This window comes from Pedobacter sp. PLR, assembly GCF_026239675.1.
Lineage (GTDB): Bacteria > Bacteroidota > Bacteroidia > Sphingobacteriales > Sphingobacteriaceae > Pedobacter.
In genome coordinates, this window is the sequence record NZ_JAPIVQ010000013.1 from 1 (window position 1) to 16492 (window position 16492).

Consider the following 16492-nt stretch of genomic DNA (forward strand, 5'->3'; position numbering starts at 1 on the left):
AACAAGGGGAACTTTAACCATTCAGTAACCATTAGTAATACTGATCGGCAAATTGAAGAAACTATTTCATCTTATATATTTTATCTGGACTTTAAAATCAAGCTTTTTTGAAAACGAAGAGATTATAAGAGAATTAAAGAATTATGGTTACATCGATTATAGACCATCATGGCATCCTCAAAAAGGTACTCAAGTAAAAATTCTTTTTAATTCAAATCGAAGTTGATCAAAAATAAGGTGGAGTTAAAATAAGTACCAAATTGACTTATTATTAGAGAAATTAAAGGAGAAATAACAACTGCTATTTTTTGTACAATTTGTATCGGGAAATAACCGATGATAATTACCACATAACCATGACAAGGGTCGACAAGTAAGTTGCTAATCGTTAGTAAGTTATGTAGGTTTCTTTTGTCCATATCTTTGGATTTATGCTTTTGTTTTTCTGCGTTTGTAACGCATTTGTAACTCGAATGCGTTTTTTTATGCCCTAAAATTTTGAGGGTAAATCATTGCGCTTAGTGTATCTTAATTCCTCTTAAATCACCTTAATTACCCTAATTGGGGCTAAAATTGGGGGTAAATTACTACCGATGATTTAAGGGCAAAAGAGGGGTTCTGGAACCAATTGCAGGTATTTTAATTATCACAATGAGTTAGAATATTGCCGTTAAAAAAAATTGTGAATACTGCTTCTTATAGGAAGAACAACTTGGACAAATATACCTAACGACTTAAAGAAACAAATATTAGGAAAGTCCTTTGATTTGAATGGCGGGCGAAAAACATCGATAATCTTAAATTAGTACCCGTCGCGATAACCGATATAGTTATTTTCCAAATTTCATCGCTGCTTTTTACAGCGTTATTCAGCTTCCTGAAAAGCATTAGATTGTACAAAGTTATTCTCTGTTTACTGTAACGGTCTGTTTTATAGACGCATGTGTTGATCAGTATATTGGTGTGAGATTGTATAACCCAAAGATAGGGTTTCGCATTAAGTCGTGCTAAATTTAGATTACCGCCCAGCATTTCAAATTAACAGAAATTAAGCTGGACAATAAACCTATAAACCAAATACACATAATGATGACGAGAAAGCTGTCTCTTCTTTTTGTAGTAACACCATTTGCTGCGTTCAACACCAGGCCACAATCGGCCAAATCACTACAGTCTAGTGGGATTTCTTCAGCTCCGGCGACCTTTAACAAGTGTCAATTTACCCTAAAATTCATCTACCAGTAAGGAAATGACAGTTAACGAAAATAAAAAGGCATGGCAGTACCTATTGAGTGCTCCTGTGATTGTAGCCTCGCTCGGGTATTTTGTAGATATATACGATCTTTTACTCTTCGGAATAGTAAGGATACCCAGTTTAACCGATCTGGGATTGAATGAGGCCGAAATATCAATTGAAGGAGCCAGTATTTTAAACTGGCAAATGAGCGGACTGCTCCTGGGTGGAATTCTATGGGGGGTTTTAGGCGATAAAAAGGGCAGGCTCTCTGTTTTATTCGGTTCTATCATTACCTATTCTATAGCCAATTTTGCCTGTGGTTTTGTAGAGGATGTGGCCATATATAAGATACTTCGCTTTGTAGCTGGAATTGGTTTAGCTGGAGAGCTTGGCGCAGGGATTACGCTGGTATCAGAAAGCCTGCCGAAAAGGTTAAGGGGAATTGGCACCTCTGTAGTAGCAGGAGTAGGGCTCCTGGGTGCAGTGGCTGCCTACTTTACGGTAGAACTTTTTAGCTGGCGCTATGCTTACTTTATCGGCGGTGGCCTGGGGATTTTGCTGTTGTTCTTAAGGATAGGTGTTTTTGAGTCAGGTATGTTTAAACATATGGCTGAAAAAGGGGACTTGAAAAAGGGCGATTTCTTATCGTTTTTCACTAATGCCAGACGCTTAAAACTTTATATAAAATGCATAGGAATCGGCCTGCCCACCTGGTACGTAATCGGTATTCTAGCCACCTTCAGTAATGAATTTGGCCTGGCCCTGGGAATTACAGAGGAAGTGAAACCAGGACTTGCAGTAATGTGGTGTTATATAGGACTTGCAGCGGGCGATCTGGTAAGCGGTGTATTCAGTTACTATCTCGCCTCGCGAAAAAAGGCAGTAGCCATCATGATGCTTTTTACCCTCTTTGGAACGATAGTTTACCTGTATGCGGGAATTCAGACAGCAGAAGGGCTTTACATGATGTGTTTGTGGCTAGGCTTTGGGATAGGCTATTGGGCCATGTTTGTGACCATTGGAGCAGAACAGTTTGGTACAAATGTACGTGCCACTGCCGCTACCACAATTCCAAATATGGTACGTGGTACGGTCATACTGATGACTACTTTTTATGCTTATCTCAAACCTCATGTGCTGGAGCTGGATGCCGCTGCGCTATTGGGAGTGATCTGTTTTGGTATAGGGTTTTATTGCATCCTTTCTGTTCCCGAAACGCACGATAAGGATCTTGATTTTACTGAACCAGAGTAAGGCTGATATCAGGACTTACTTAAAATTAGGTGTTTGTTAATAATTACCTGTAGCGAATATGATAAACAAAGAGGAATATCCGGGGACACCAGAAAAAAAAGAAGTAGAAACTATAATTGAGCAGAAAATCAATAAAAATCATGCTGCAGGTAGAGGGATATTAGAGCTGCTAACGGAAAATGCTACCGACCGTTTGATTAATCCAATCAAGAGTTTTTTAGAGTTCGAAACCTCCTATCAAAAAATGCCGTTTACATCGGTAGATGATATTACGGTCACTTTTTTTGTAGAAAAATATTCTATAAAGCAGTTGAAATCAGTATTAAATCTCGGCAATCGCGGCCTGATGCTGCTAAATAGAATATTACGGAATGCTGGTTATGATTTGCTGAGGGAGAGTTAGGACAAGGTTATTCTATTTAGGATGGTTGACTTCGATTACAATCAAGTTTCGCATTTATATAAAACCACAAATGAAAAATTATATATAATTCACAAACCAAACCAAACCAAACCAAGAAAATTATGAAAATCAAACCGCTCTATTTTCTGCTCTTTTTAGCGCTGGCATTCAGCGCTTGTAAAAAGACTGCTGAATTCCGTCTTGCACAAGACCTTGGACCTACATCAGTAGATACCACTTATACCAGCGATCGCGACAAGAACCTTACCCTTGTTTATTTTATCCCTGCTGATCTTGATACCTTAGCCGGCTGGCACAAGAGGTTAAGTGATGTTTTTATCTACGGACAGAGTTATTTCGGTAATAACATGCAGGCACGTGGTTATGGGTATAAAACTTATGGTCTGTTGAAAGATGACAGTCTTAATCTGGTCAAAATTGTAGTGATCAAGGGGAACCTACCAAAAGAGAGCTATCCTTATCAGGGTGGAGTTGGAAATGTTGTCCTTGAAGTTAACGCATATAAGACAGCACACCCCGCTGAATTCACTAGTCAGCATATGCTGGTCATTATGCCAGCGCATAAATATTCTGCTGATGGTAACCCAGGTGGTGTGCCATTTTATGGATATGGTAAATGGGCATTTCTATTGGATTACCCGGATTTAAATATCAATTATATGGGGGTAAATACGCCTCAAGCCCGAAGAGCCGTAGGCTGGATAGCCGCAAATTTTCATGAAATGGCACATGCTTTAAATGTTCCACATGGTAGTGGAAAGGTTTCTGATGTCACAAACCCTGCTCTAGGTTATTCCTTAATGGGTAATGGAATGCGAAAATTCATCGATAATCAATCATTTCTTACAGAGGCGGATTGTGCGATATTAAATGTGAATGAGGTTTTTCAGGCCAATAATTCCATTTCCTATTATCAACCGGTAACCGCATCCATCAGGAGAATCGTAGCAAGATATGATGCACTGTCAGGCAATATTGAAGTGGGAGGCCGTTTTCAAAGCTCCGTAAATGTTGCCAATGTTATTTATTATCTTGATCCTAATGTGGGTAACGAGGGGACAGGGACAAATAACGACTATAATGCGGTAACCTGGAGAAGTGAGGTAATTGGTCAGGATAGTTTCAAAGTGTCTCTACCTATAAATGAGCTGTTTTACACAGGCAATTATGCCTATGAGCTAAAAGTAAAGCTGGTTCACCAGAACGGCGCAGTTTCTCCGTCGATCTATTATTTTGACTTTGTTAATGATGTTCCAAACATTAATCTCCGTTATGAATACGAAAAGACAGGCTGGAGCATCATTGCACAGAGTTCACAGGAAAGCAGTTATCCTGCTTCAAATATTATTGACGGTAAAATTAATACTTACTGGCGTTCTAAATATTCAAGTGGTACCCCGGCAGTACTTCCGCATAGTTTCCGTGGGGATATGGTAGCTGCACGCAGCATTAAAGGGGTATCCTTCCTGCAGCGGGCGGATGGTCAAAAACCAGTTAAAGATTTCGAAATACAGTTTAGTAATTCAGCATCTACCGGTTTTGTTTCAGCAGGAGCATTTGTAGCTGCCGATAAACCAGGATATCAATATTTTGACCTTAGTTTGCCGGTTACGGCCCGTTATTTCAGGCTGGTGGTGACTTCCAACCGGGACGGAACAAATGACTCTGCCATTGGCGAGTTTGGGTTGTATTGATGAAAATTAATCTCCTATTTTAACGTTCTCTAATTCTTTAAGGCGCCAATTTGGCGCCTTAAGTATCTCGATACTATGGTAGTTTCCATACAGTTGCTTTTTAAATTCGTACGAAAATCTCGATACATTTCATTAGTCCTGATGTAAAAATCAGGGCGCTTATCTAGGTTTATAATTATAAGAATTCTTATATCAAGAGGGCTTAGTCTGAGCTTCCGGGAAGCGTAAAGTTTCTCTTTTGGAGCTTTACAGTCCATGCGCAGGAATTAAAGATACCACAAAGTTAAGGGGAAGGGGTTGATAAGCAAAAAGTCTTTGAAAATCGATGAAACTAAAACGGATTCGCTGTTCTTTGCAAAGAAAATAAGTTTACTTACAGCAACCTGGGATACGCCATTCGGTTACCACAGTATCAAGTCAAAAAGTGCTCCAATTGGGCCCTATATAGGAAATGGTGATGTTGGGGTGGTGTGCCGCACCTCAGGTAACAGTCAGAATTTTCGTATATCCAAGGTAGACTTTGTAACTGACGGATGGAGTGACTGGGCAGGTACAGGACCAGCAGCATTACCAGTTGGTGGAGTCCAGATTATTGTGAAGTCTCCTGTTACCAAGGAGTTTAATTATCAGATGGATCAACTTGGGAATGAATTGCGGATGAATACAGCTACTTCTCAACCGGTGAAGATGAAAAGCTGGATCGCAGTAAATGATAATTTGATGATTACTGAACTTACCACTACTGCTACCACTCCCGTAAAGATATCAGTGGAGACATTTGCGGATAGTGCCAACTCTTTATATGGAACTACATCTGAAATTAATGATCAGGTAGCTCAGGTTACGCGTCAAACCAAGACTGCTGAAGTAAGGTGGATCTCTAAAGCAGGGATGTATGGTGTATGGAATATGGCTGATTCAATGATGCTAATAGATTTAACTAATTTACCCATTTGGAAGGCCGAAGAACGAAAAAATATGCGGACGGTTTTATAGTAACCAGCTGGGCGTGCAGGCGGAACACTTGCCGAAAGAGGGTAAATGAACTACGCTCAGAGCAAAGATCCTTGCCGCCTCAGTTCTTATATTCCCTTTCATCTGCTTCTTTACTCAGCAAAGTGAGGCGCTTCTCTACAGTTAAAATTTGACTTAAGTTTGTAACGGACTCTTTTTCAGTTTGATGCCGGTAAGATCATTCATGGCACCATTATGAACCATAGTCTAATCATAATTAACAAGAATAATAACTGAAAAACATAACATATGAAAAAGATCATTTTATCAGCAGCATTTTTAGCATTCGCATCAATCACTGCAGTAAGCGCATCAGAAGTAAAAAGTCCAGTAGCTATTACCGTAAAACAAGATAGTACTACTAAAGTTCCAGTTGAATTGAAAGATCTTCCAGAAGCAGTAAAAACAACATTACAAAGTGAACCAGTTAAAGCATGGACTCCAGTAGCCGCTTTCCTGGTAACCAACGCTGACAAAACTACATTTTACCAGATCGATGTGAAAAAAGACGCAGAAACTGCTTCTATCAAAATCGCTGAGGATGGTAAAGTAGTTCAATAGTTATAAGCTCCATCAAAGCATTTTAAAAAAAAGCTTTTTTAATCAAAGTCGGAAGATTTCTCTTCCGACTTTTTATGTTTTGGTAAATTATCTATGATAATTGCCACATAATAAGGCAAAGGAATATGGGCTTATTTTGTCTGTGAGGCCTTATCTTGATAAGATTCAGGCTACAGACTTATTAACGCATTTTTTGAGTCCGAGCATTGTTGCCTGGCTTTATGGTACTTCTCGAACTCTTTTCAAGTCTTAATGCGATTTTAGTTTCTGTTTAACTAAAAACTCAGATATGTTATACATTAGGTCTAACAAATTCCATTATTTAAATAATAAATATTTGCAAATAAATGAAATAATTCAGTACTTAGTCGTATTATGTATAACATAATGGCGTATCACTATTATGAAAATGGCGAGCATTCGGTTTCTCCTAAAAGTTGTCGCTGAAATGAAAGTTGAATTAAATCAATTGATTGACAAGTACGATGAACAGGATGCAAAATAGATATTAGCAGAAAAGTAGGAGATGTCCAGCAACAGCAATGACGAGATTGTATGTATTTTTACTCCAGAACAGCTTTTTAAAAAGCTGTATCCACGGCTTTGTGACTTTGCTAATTACCTGTTAAAAGATAAAGAACTAGCCGAAGATATGGCTCAGGACGCTTTTATAGTTTACCTGGAGCAGCAAGAAAAAATCTCAGATAACTTTAACGCTGTAAAATCATTTTTATATACTGCCGTAAAAAATGCGTGTTTAAATAAAATACGACACAATAGTGTAGTTGATGTTTACAACAAGAAAAATCCGTTAGATATTTATACCGATCCTAAAATATTAGAAGGAATAATACACGCTGAGGTAGTTGCAGAGATTTACGAGAAAATTAATGCCTTACCAAAAGGGTGCGCTATGGTTATTAGGTACGGTTATTTAGAAGGATTAAGCAATAGCGAAATTGCAAAAGAAATGAATATCAGTATCAATACGGTAAAAAGTCAAAAGAAAAGAGCACTCGATCTAATGAAAATACATCTTGGAAAAGCTGCAATGGCACTTTTTGTAGTAATGTATATAAATAAGTAATTTTTTTTAAAATACTTTCCATCCTTTTTCCCGCTTCAAGTTTCTTAGTTTATATAACCAGTATAGACCATGCAAGAAGAAGATTTTGAATTAGCAGATTTAATTTCTGGATACCTATTGTGCACCTTAACCAAGGAGCAAGAGGAAAGACTTATGTTTCTTTTACAGGAAGATAAGGAAAGATATAAATTATTGGAAGCCTATAAAGACGCAACTCCGCTAGAACAAAGGTTATCAAACATGCGTAGCCTGGATGTTGATCAAGCCTGGCTTAAAATTCAAGGCCATTCCAGGACAGTTAAAATTTCTAATAAACCCCGTTTCGCCTTTTTAAAATATGCAGCTATCTTTTTAGCGGTTATATGCGCTTCTATATTTTATTTCAATAGCAATGAAAAGGATCCGGGCATTGTGCCAGATCTTACCAAAAACTACAAAAATGATGTGTTGCCAGGCACACAAAAAGCTATTCTTATTTTATCTGATGGAAAAGAAGTAACGCTAGATAAAGGAAAACTAGCTATTACTGATGAAAGTGGGGTTGCCATTGTTAGTAACGATGGAAAGATTACATACAACGATCAAAAAATAGAAGAAGCTTCCGAAATGAAGTACAACACTTTAATTGTACCTAAAGCAGGAACTTATGCGGTAACATTGCCAGATGGATCTAAAGTAGTGCTTAACGCCATGTCTGAACTTAAATATCCAGTAAGTTTTACAGAAAAAGATAGAAAAGTAGAGTTAAAAGGCGAAGGCTATTTTGAAGTTGTTAAAGATGCTTCACATCCTTTTAAAATAAGGCTAAACGAATCTGAAATTGAAGTTTTAGGAACGCATTTTAATGTTTCATCTTATGATCAAACCGCTAAAACCACACTTTTAGAAGGTTCAGTTAAAGTAAGTAATGGCAAAAAATCTAATATATTGGTACCAGGGAAGCAAGCCTTAGCTAATAAAGAAGATATAAATATTTCGAAAGGAGATACAGAAAAGGCCGTTGCCTGGGTTAAAGGAGATTTCTATTTTAACAATGATGCCTTAGAGCCCGCTTTAATTGAAATAAGTAGATGGTACGATTTAAAACTTGTTTACAAAAAAACAGCACCTAATATCCACATTAGTGGACATATTAGTCGACGAGCAAAGCTCAGCGAAGTCTTAGTTATGCTAAAAGATGTAAGTAACCTATCTTTTAGCATAGAAAATAAAAACCTAATAATCAACTAATTAATAAGCAACCTAAACCAATCAATAAGAATATGATTTAAAAACCGACCAGACCAATCTTGCCTGATAAAATGAATACCGGAAGTGTACCACCACTCCCGGTAAGTAATTCAGGCACAAAAAAACAGTTAAACGAACGTATTTCAATCACCTAAATCAAACGAAAGTATGAATTTCTTTTGTCACAGACAAAATATTGCCTATCGGGAAGCATTTCCCAGTACACCAATAGTTTTCAAAATTATGAAACTTGTCATTCTATTAATTTTTGTATTCCAATTAGGGGTATTCGCCAATGGCAAAGCACAGAAAGTTAATATCTCTGTGAAAAATGCACCACTTAAAGAAGTTTTTGCAGAATTAAGTAAACAAACCAATTATCGCTTTTTATACAACGAAGAAAGCATTCAAAAAGTTGCACCCGTAACTTTTCAGTTTAAAAATGTTGATATCCGGGCAGCATTAAATAAAGCGCTTGAACGTGCTGATCTTTCCTTTAATATGCATGGCGAGACCATCACGATTGTGAGTAAAGTAGCTGGAGATAAAGCTATTAGACGAGTTGATGTTGAGGTGAGAGGATCAGTTAAAGATGCTACCACAATGGAAACGCTACCAGGGGTAAGTATCCTTGTAAAGGATAAACCATCAATTGGTACTACTACTGATATTAATGGAAAGTTTATGCTTAAAGTTCCTGATGGATCAACCTTAGTTTTTAGCTTCGTTGGTTATCTTAAGAAAGAAGTTGTTGTAAGTGGTCGTAATGTAATAGATGTAATATTAAACCCCGACAACTCATCGCTGGATGAAGTTACAGTTGTTGCTTTTGGAAAACAGAAAAAAGAAAGTGTGGTAAGTTCAATCAGCTCTGTGAGCGGTGAAACCTTGCAATTCGGTGGACGAAACTTGAGCAATAATTTACAAGGTCAGGTAGCTGGTATTATTTCATTTCAAAGAAGTGGTGAACCGGGTAACGACAATTCTACTTTTTGGATTAGAGGCATAAGCACCTACAATGGTGCACAAAACCCATTAATATTGGTGGATGGTGTGCCACGAAGCTTTACAGATATTGATCCTAATGAGATTGCAACGTTTAGTGTGCTTAAAGATGCTGCCGCCACATCAGTTTATGGTGCCGAAGGTGCTAACGGGGTAATACTAGTAACTACTAAAAGAGGTAGGGTACAAAAAACGGAAATTACCTACAGAGGTGAATACAGTACATTAACACCTTTACGCATGCCAGAATTTGTAGGTTCTGCAGAATATCTAAGCATTTATAATGAGGCATTGGCTAACGAAAGCAAGGCGCCAATTTTTGATGCAGCGCTGATTGATAAATATAAAAGTGGTATCGATCCAGACTTATATCCAGATAATTACTGGCTTAAAACGCTATTAAGAGATAATACTTATAACACCAGGCATAACATCAGTTTTAGAGGAGGTGCCGAAAAAGCAAAATATTTTGTTTCAGGTGCTTTTTATAAAGAAAGCGGTTTGTTTAAAGATAATGCCTTGGCGCAATACAGTAGTAACATTGGGCTAAAAAGATATAATCTTAGAAGTAATATTGATTTAGATGTTTCGCCTACTACCATGTTAAGGGTAGATATAAGTGGACAATACTTAGAAACGAATTACCCGGGAGTACCACAAACCAATGGATTATCAGCATCAGCTGTTATTTTTAATTTAGCTACCACTGCTCCTCCATATCTGTATCCGGCAATTTATTCTGATGGCAAGCTTGCAGATCACCCTCGTACAAGTTTTAACCGTTCTAACCCATATAACCTGCTAAATAATTCAGGCTACACCAATGAGTACAGAACAAATATCCAATCGAAGGTAGACCTTGAGCAGAAGTTGGATTTTCTGACTAAAGGATTATCTGCAAAAATAAGCGCTAGTTATGATTATTACGGCACGTATACAACACCTAACGGAAAATCCATCAACTCCTATTATGGTACCGGCAGGGATATTAATGGTAACTTAATCTATACACAAATTAAAAGTGGTACAGACCAAATTGTGCCAGGCGTTACAACGTTAAATTCTACAAAAAATGTGTACATAGAAGGATCATTAAACTATAATAGAACATTCTCTGAAAAGCATGACGTTACAGCTATGGCGCTTGCTTACGAGAAAGAATCCCAGATTACAAAATATGATCAGAATGCAATAGATAGACTCCCATTTAGAAAATTAGCTTACGTTGGCCGTGTCACTTATTCATATGATAGACGTTATTCAATCGACGCAAATATGGGCATCAGCGGTTCTGAAACATTTGCAGATGGACATAGATACGGTTTTTTCCCTGCAGTAGGTGTTGCCTGGAATGCCAGTAATGAACATTTTTATCCTGAGGCCTTAAAAAAAATCGTTTCAAGTCTTAAGTTAAGAGCTTCTTATGGATTAACCGGGAATGACCAATATATTGTTGGCGGTGTAGCACAACGTTTTTTATATAGAGGTGGCTTTACAGGAGCTACGGGGGCTAGTTTAGGCTATAATTCAGGTGCTGTTCAAAACCAATATTCGGGATATACAGAAGATAGGTTTAGTGCTCCAGGCCTTTCCTGGGAAACAGAAGAGAAAAAGAACTTTGGCGTTGATTTAGGCTTTTTTGGCAATAAACTAAATCTTGTCCTCGATTATTTTGATAATTACAGATATGATATTTTAGTTCAAAGACAAACCGTTTCTGGTGCAGCAGGCTTTAACCAATCACCTTTTCAAAATTATGGTAAAGTAACTAATAAAGGTTTTGAAACTAGTTTAACCTACCAACAAAGAATTGGTTCAAATTCTGTTTTAGGCTTCAGAGGAAACTTTACTTATGCCCATAACAAGGTATTAGAACTTGATGAGGTTACTCCACTTTACCCATGGATGGCTAGTACAGGGAACAATTTAAATTTTAATAACGTTTATGTAGCGGATAGATTATTTGCGGATGGTGATTTTAACATCACAACCAACCCAGATGGATCCAAAAATTATACTTTGAAAACGGATATCGCCTCTCAATCATTTTTTGGTACGGTATTGCCAGGTGACATCAAGTATAAAGATTTGAATGGTGACGGCTTGATCAACCAATTTGATCAAACCAAATACGTAGGCAAACCATCAACTCCAGAAATTAACTTTGGATTTGGCGCCAGCTACGAATATAAAGGCATCAGCTTAAGTGTATTCTTTACTGGTGTTGCTAATACCACTACAATTTTAGGACAAAGTAACCCTCAGGGATTTTTCCCATTCACTTTTGGTGTAGATGAATCAAGTGTACGTGCAACAGTGCGGGACAGGTGGACAACTGCAAATCCAAGCCAAGATGCACTGTTTCCTCGCATACGTACAAGTACTAACCCCAATAACCAGGCATCCAGTACCTGGTGGGCAAGAGACGCAGGTTTTTTAAGATTGAAAACAGCAGAATTAGGATATAGAATACCAAAACAATGGTTGGAAAGAGTGAAAATTAGTAATGCTAAGATATATGTACAAGGCTACAACCTCTTTACCTGGGATAGTATCAAGTATTGGGATCCTGAACAAGGTAACTTAAACTCAGGTGTAACCTATCCTCAGTCAAGAAGTTTCACATTCGGCCTGGAAGTATCATTATAAAAATTTAAATTTTATTACAATGCGAAAAATATCATCAAAATATATCAAAATTCTTTTTATTACAGTGCTCATGATTTCGGTGCAATCATGCAAAAAGAATTACTTAGGGGTTTCTGAACAGTTGGCACCAGAGCTAACTACAGAAAAAGTCTTCTCAAACCCTTCACTTGTCAGGCAATATTATGCTAACATTTTTTCTGGTATGCCTAATACTTCTTTTATATGTATTGATGGAAGTAGCGGGGGTAACATGACTGGAATACATAATCCATGGACATCTATGTCTGATGAAACAAAAGCTGCCCAAGGCAATTCAAGAAATATAGCTACTAATGGCTACAACGCAGGTAGTGCGCAATTTGGTAGATGGATATCTTTATATAAACTGATTAGGCAAGCTAATGTTTTTATAGAAAATGCCAAAGCCACCCCAGTAAGTTCAGCTACAGATTTCATTAGCGAAGAAGATGCAATAAAAATGAAAAATGTAGCCAGATTTTTTAGGGCTTATTACCATTATTTGTTGTTTGAAGAGTATGGGCCTATTCCAATTATGAATAAACCGATAGATCCCAGTAGCCCGGATCTTGATTTTGCCAGGAACAGTGTAGATGAAGTGGTAAATTTTATCAGTGATGAACTTACAGCAACAGTACCAGGGTTGGATAATGTACCACTTAATTCTTCAGTTGCAGCGGTACCCACAAAGGGAGTAGCGTTAGCTGTAAAAGCTAAATTATTAGTTATTGCAGCTAGTCCATTATACAATGGTGGATTTACAGAAGCAATGGCTTTAAAAAACAAAGACGGTAAAGTGTTATTTCCAACTACGAACGCTGCAAAATGGCAGACTGCTAAAACAGCACTTGAAGATTTTTTGACCTTTGCCAATGGTAAATTCGACTTATTTAAATTAAATACAGGCCCTGGCGGTACGTATAATCCAGATGAAAGTTTGTATCGTTTATTTATTGATGTGGATAATAATAAGGAAATTATTTGGGCAAACCCTACTGCAACCTGGGGAAGGGTAAATGAAGATGGTACCGATAGAAGATTAACCCCAAGAACTGAAAGAACTGGTTTTGCTGGTGTTGGCGTAACACAGGAACTTGTTGATGCTTTTCCTATGATTGATGGTTTACCTATTAATGAATCGCCTCTATATAGTGAAAATGGCTTTTCAGTAGCAGGAGAAGATCCATCTGGCAGAACAGATGTGGGTACGTTTAGGATGTGGGTTAAAAGAGATCCGAGATTCTATCAAACTGTATTTTATCAAAACAGAAAATGGCCAATCAGCAATGCTCAGATACAGTTCCAGAAAGGAAGTGGAAATGATAATAGCGCAGCTGATAATCCGTACACTGGTTATTTATTATATAAAAGATTTGCTCGCAATGTGCGCAATGAAGGAACCAACCCTACATCACAGTTTAGACCTGCTATAATTTTCCGCCTGGCAGAATTCTATTTATTATATGCCGAAGCTTGTAATGAAGTAAACCCGGGTGATCCTAATATTTTTATTTATTTAGATAAAGTTAGAGATAGGGCTGGTATACCAAAGCTATCTGTTATTAAGCCGGGACTAATGGGTGATAAAGCTGGATTCAGAAAAGCTATACAAGCAGAAAGTAGAGTAGAACTTGCTACAGAAGGTCAACGTTATTTTGATGTAAGAAGATGGATGATTGCCGATCAAGCAGGTAGTATGCAAGGTGGAGCAACAACTGGTATGAATATGAATTCGAGCCAATTGACCATTGGTGGGTTTTATACAAGAACTACTTTTGAAACCAGAATTTTCAATAGAGCAATGTACTTATATCCACTTCCTCTTGCTGAAGTCCAAAAAAGTAAATTGTTGGTACAAAACCCATTATGGTAATAAATATTATTTAACATACTAAGAAATAAAATAATGAAAACAAAACTTGTGCTTTGTATGGGTATTTTAATAGTTAGCTCTATTTCAATATTCCTTTCATGTAAAAAACAAACAACTAATGAAAAATTGAATGGTATTTATATTGTTCCATTAGCTGGCAGTTCTGCTACCGAAAATAAAACATTGTTGTCGTTTGTTACTATTCCGTATAAATTTCCAATAGCCGCCGCTATATCAACAGCACTTACTTCAAATGTAGAGGTTACTCTTGCTGTAGATAATGGTATGGTTGCGACTTTTAATGCCGCGCAAAACACCAGATATGCTGTTATGCCCGCAGGTAGTTATTCTTTAGAGACGACCAACGTAACCATACCTACAGGTGCCATTGCTTCTAATCAAACAAATGTGGTAGTTAAAGCTAATATGCTTACTACCGATGTGGCATATTTGTTACCAGTAAAAGTTGCATCAACATCAGCAAACAATATTACTTTAAATTCTGCTATAGCTACCAAATATTATATCGTAAGAGCGCCAACACCAGTAATTGGTAATTTATCTACTGGTAAAGCCGCATCAATGTCTAAGGGCAACCAGGCTAATGCTGGAAGAGGAAATGATGGCATTACTGGTGGAAACCTTGGTGCTGGACAGGGAGTAGAAACCGGAGCAGGTAATGAAGAGTTTTGGCAAGTAGATTTGGGAGCTATTTCCCCAAGAATTGATCAGATAGATATTTGGAACAGAACCGATTGTTGTAACCTTCGTACCGCAAAATTCTATGTATTTATTTCGGATGTACCTTTTACAGGTGTGTCTGTGGCATCTTCATTGGCGCAACCAGGTGTTTATAAGTATTATCAGGATGCTCCAGCCGGCTTGCCTTCAATAATACTTCCCGCAGTGTCTGGACGTTATATTAGACTTCAGAACACAACTACGGAGAGTCTTACTTTGGCCGAGCTAACAGCTACAGGAATTAAACCTTAAATCATCTACAAAAAGTTCAAATCTTTGGAGTTGAATAATTATTAAATTTTGTCATACGAATTTAATCATGCAGCAGGTCGTGTTTGATCCTGCTGCATGTTATTCTGTCATTATTATAATATACATTTCGCTAATTGAATAAATAATACTTACATAATGAAAAAAAACAAATCAATTATAGCGGTCTTTTTTTTAGCCGCAATTATATGTTCCAGTATTACATTATTGAGTTGCTCTAAAAAAGGTACATCTCCACAATCAGACAGTCAGCTTGTTATTATTCCACCAGCTACAATCCCAATAGCACACACACCGCCTAAAGATTCCAATTTTATTGTATTGGATACTAAAAAAGTTGTGGAAGCCTATTTAACTCCCTCTAAATGGTATACCTACTCGTGGAATGATATCAACTATTCCAATGTTACACATATTGTCTATTCCTTTTTAAGGCCCACATCGGCATCTAATCCCACACTCACTTATGGAGATGCTGCCTATGAACAAGCTGCATATAGTTTGTATCCGGGTCTTATAGACAAAACTTTTCTTGGTTATGGAGATCAGCTTATTGCAAAAGCACATGCTGCTAACGTAAAGGTTTTAATGGGAGTTGCAGGTGGTAGCGGACAAGATACTCGTGACCTTTCAGCTATTTTTGGAAACGAAAGCTTGCGAAAACAGTTTATAATTAATCTGGTAAAACTTTGTGAAGAGCGATCTTATGATGGGATTACCTTGGATTATGAATACCCTAAAAATTCAAGTGACGGATTAGGCATTACAAATTTCGCACAAGAACTTAGAGTGGCTTTTTTCACATCACCGGTTTTATCAAAAAAAGATATGATTATTACCTTAGCTTGCCCGGTAGGTAATTGGTCTGGAGAATTTTTTGACTATACAAAATTGGCAAAATGTGTGAATTGGTTTTCACCAATGACGTATGAATATGCCACCGGTTGGACAACCAGTTTTAGCTTCAACAGTCCTATTTACACCAATGCAAGTGCAGGGGCAAACTCTACCATTTCAACAGCTATTAGCTATTTAAAAACTACACGCGGGATAAATCCCTTACAAATAGTTATTGGTGTTCCTTTCTTTGGATGGGCATTTGATAATTTTACTCAATTGGGGGGCATCAAAGCGAATACTAACGGTGCGGATAAAGCTTATACAGGCCTCTATAACGATTATATCAAAAACATGCCAGCTAATGGCTTCGTTAAATACTGGGATGATATATCTAAACAATCTTATTTAGTAAATTCTGGAACTAAACAAATGGTTACATACGATGATGAGAATGCAATTATAGAAAAATGTAAATATGTAAAGACAAATGGGCTTAAAGGAGCAATGATATGGGAACTTTCTAGAGGCTTTATTAACGGTGCTAGCGATCCTAATCCTTTGTTAACTGCTTTGGGGAGTAATTTATTGCGTTAAA

At 37.4% G+C, this 16492-nt stretch carries 12 protein-coding genes; all 12 read left to right on the forward strand.

Features of this window, described 5'->3' with window-relative positions; all coding sequences use genetic code 11:
• The first annotated feature begins 1086 nt into the window (after positions 1 to 1086).
• On the forward strand, positions 1087 to 1245 hold the full coding sequence (locus tag OQX61_RS23770) for a hypothetical protein (protein WP_265844337.1): 159 nt from the start codon (positions 1087 to 1089) through the stop codon (positions 1243 to 1245).
• Positions 1246 to 1249: 4 nt separating this feature from the next.
• Positions 1250 to 2491 carry an MFS transporter gene (locus OQX61_RS23775; protein ID WP_265844338.1) on the forward strand — a complete coding sequence of 414 codons (1242 nt, stop codon included), beginning with the start codon at positions 1250 to 1252 and terminating at the stop codon, positions 2489 to 2491.
• A gap of 58 nt (positions 2492 to 2549) precedes the next feature.
• Positions 2550 to 2894, forward strand: a complete 345-nt coding sequence (locus OQX61_RS23780) for a hypothetical protein (protein ID WP_265844339.1) — start codon at positions 2550 to 2552, stop codon at positions 2892 to 2894.
• Between the two features lie 122 nt (positions 2895 to 3016).
• The gene (locus OQX61_RS23785) at positions 3017 to 4609 is read left to right on the forward strand and encodes a discoidin domain-containing protein (RefSeq protein ID WP_265844340.1); all 1593 of its coding nucleotides are present in this window, start codon (positions 3017 to 3019) and stop codon (positions 4607 to 4609) included.
• Between the two features lie 315 nt (positions 4610 to 4924).
• A complete protein-coding gene (locus tag OQX61_RS23790; RefSeq protein WP_265844341.1) occupies positions 4925 to 5605 on the forward strand; it encodes a hypothetical protein in 681 nt (226 codons plus the stop codon).
• A gap of 267 nt (positions 5606 to 5872) precedes the next feature.
• Positions 5873 to 6184: a hypothetical protein gene (locus OQX61_RS23795; RefSeq protein WP_265844342.1), complete on the forward strand. Its 312-nt coding sequence runs from the start codon at positions 5873 to 5875 to the stop codon at positions 6182 to 6184.
• Positions 6185 to 6710: 526 nt separating this feature from the next.
• Positions 6711 to 7271 carry an RNA polymerase sigma-70 factor gene (locus OQX61_RS23800; protein WP_265844343.1) on the forward strand — a complete coding sequence of 187 codons (561 nt, stop codon included), beginning with the start codon at positions 6711 to 6713 and terminating at the stop codon, positions 7269 to 7271.
• A 69-nt stretch (positions 7272 to 7340) separates the two neighbouring features.
• Positions 7341 to 8501: a FecR family protein gene (locus OQX61_RS23805; protein ID WP_265844344.1), complete on the forward strand. Its 1161-nt coding sequence runs from the start codon at positions 7341 to 7343 to the stop codon at positions 8499 to 8501.
• A 168-nt stretch (positions 8502 to 8669) separates the two neighbouring features.
• A complete protein-coding gene (locus OQX61_RS23810; protein ID WP_265844345.1) occupies positions 8670 to 12155 on the forward strand; it encodes a TonB-dependent receptor in 3486 nt (1161 codons plus the stop codon).
• A 19-nt stretch (positions 12156 to 12174) separates the two neighbouring features.
• Positions 12175 to 14046 (forward strand): RagB/SusD family nutrient uptake outer membrane protein, encoded by a 1872-nt coding sequence (locus tag OQX61_RS23815; protein WP_265844346.1) that lies wholly within the window; start codon positions 12175 to 12177, stop codon positions 14044 to 14046.
• A 33-nt stretch (positions 14047 to 14079) separates the two neighbouring features.
• Positions 14080 to 15039, forward strand: coding sequence for a DUF1735 domain-containing protein (locus OQX61_RS23820; protein ID WP_265844347.1), 960 nt, complete (start codon positions 14080 to 14082; stop codon positions 15037 to 15039).
• Positions 15040 to 15195: 156 nt separating this feature from the next.
• Positions 15196 to 16491, forward strand: coding sequence for a glycoside hydrolase family 18 protein (locus OQX61_RS23825; protein ID WP_265844348.1), 1296 nt, complete (start codon positions 15196 to 15198; stop codon positions 16489 to 16491).
• Position 16492 lies beyond the last annotated feature (1 nt).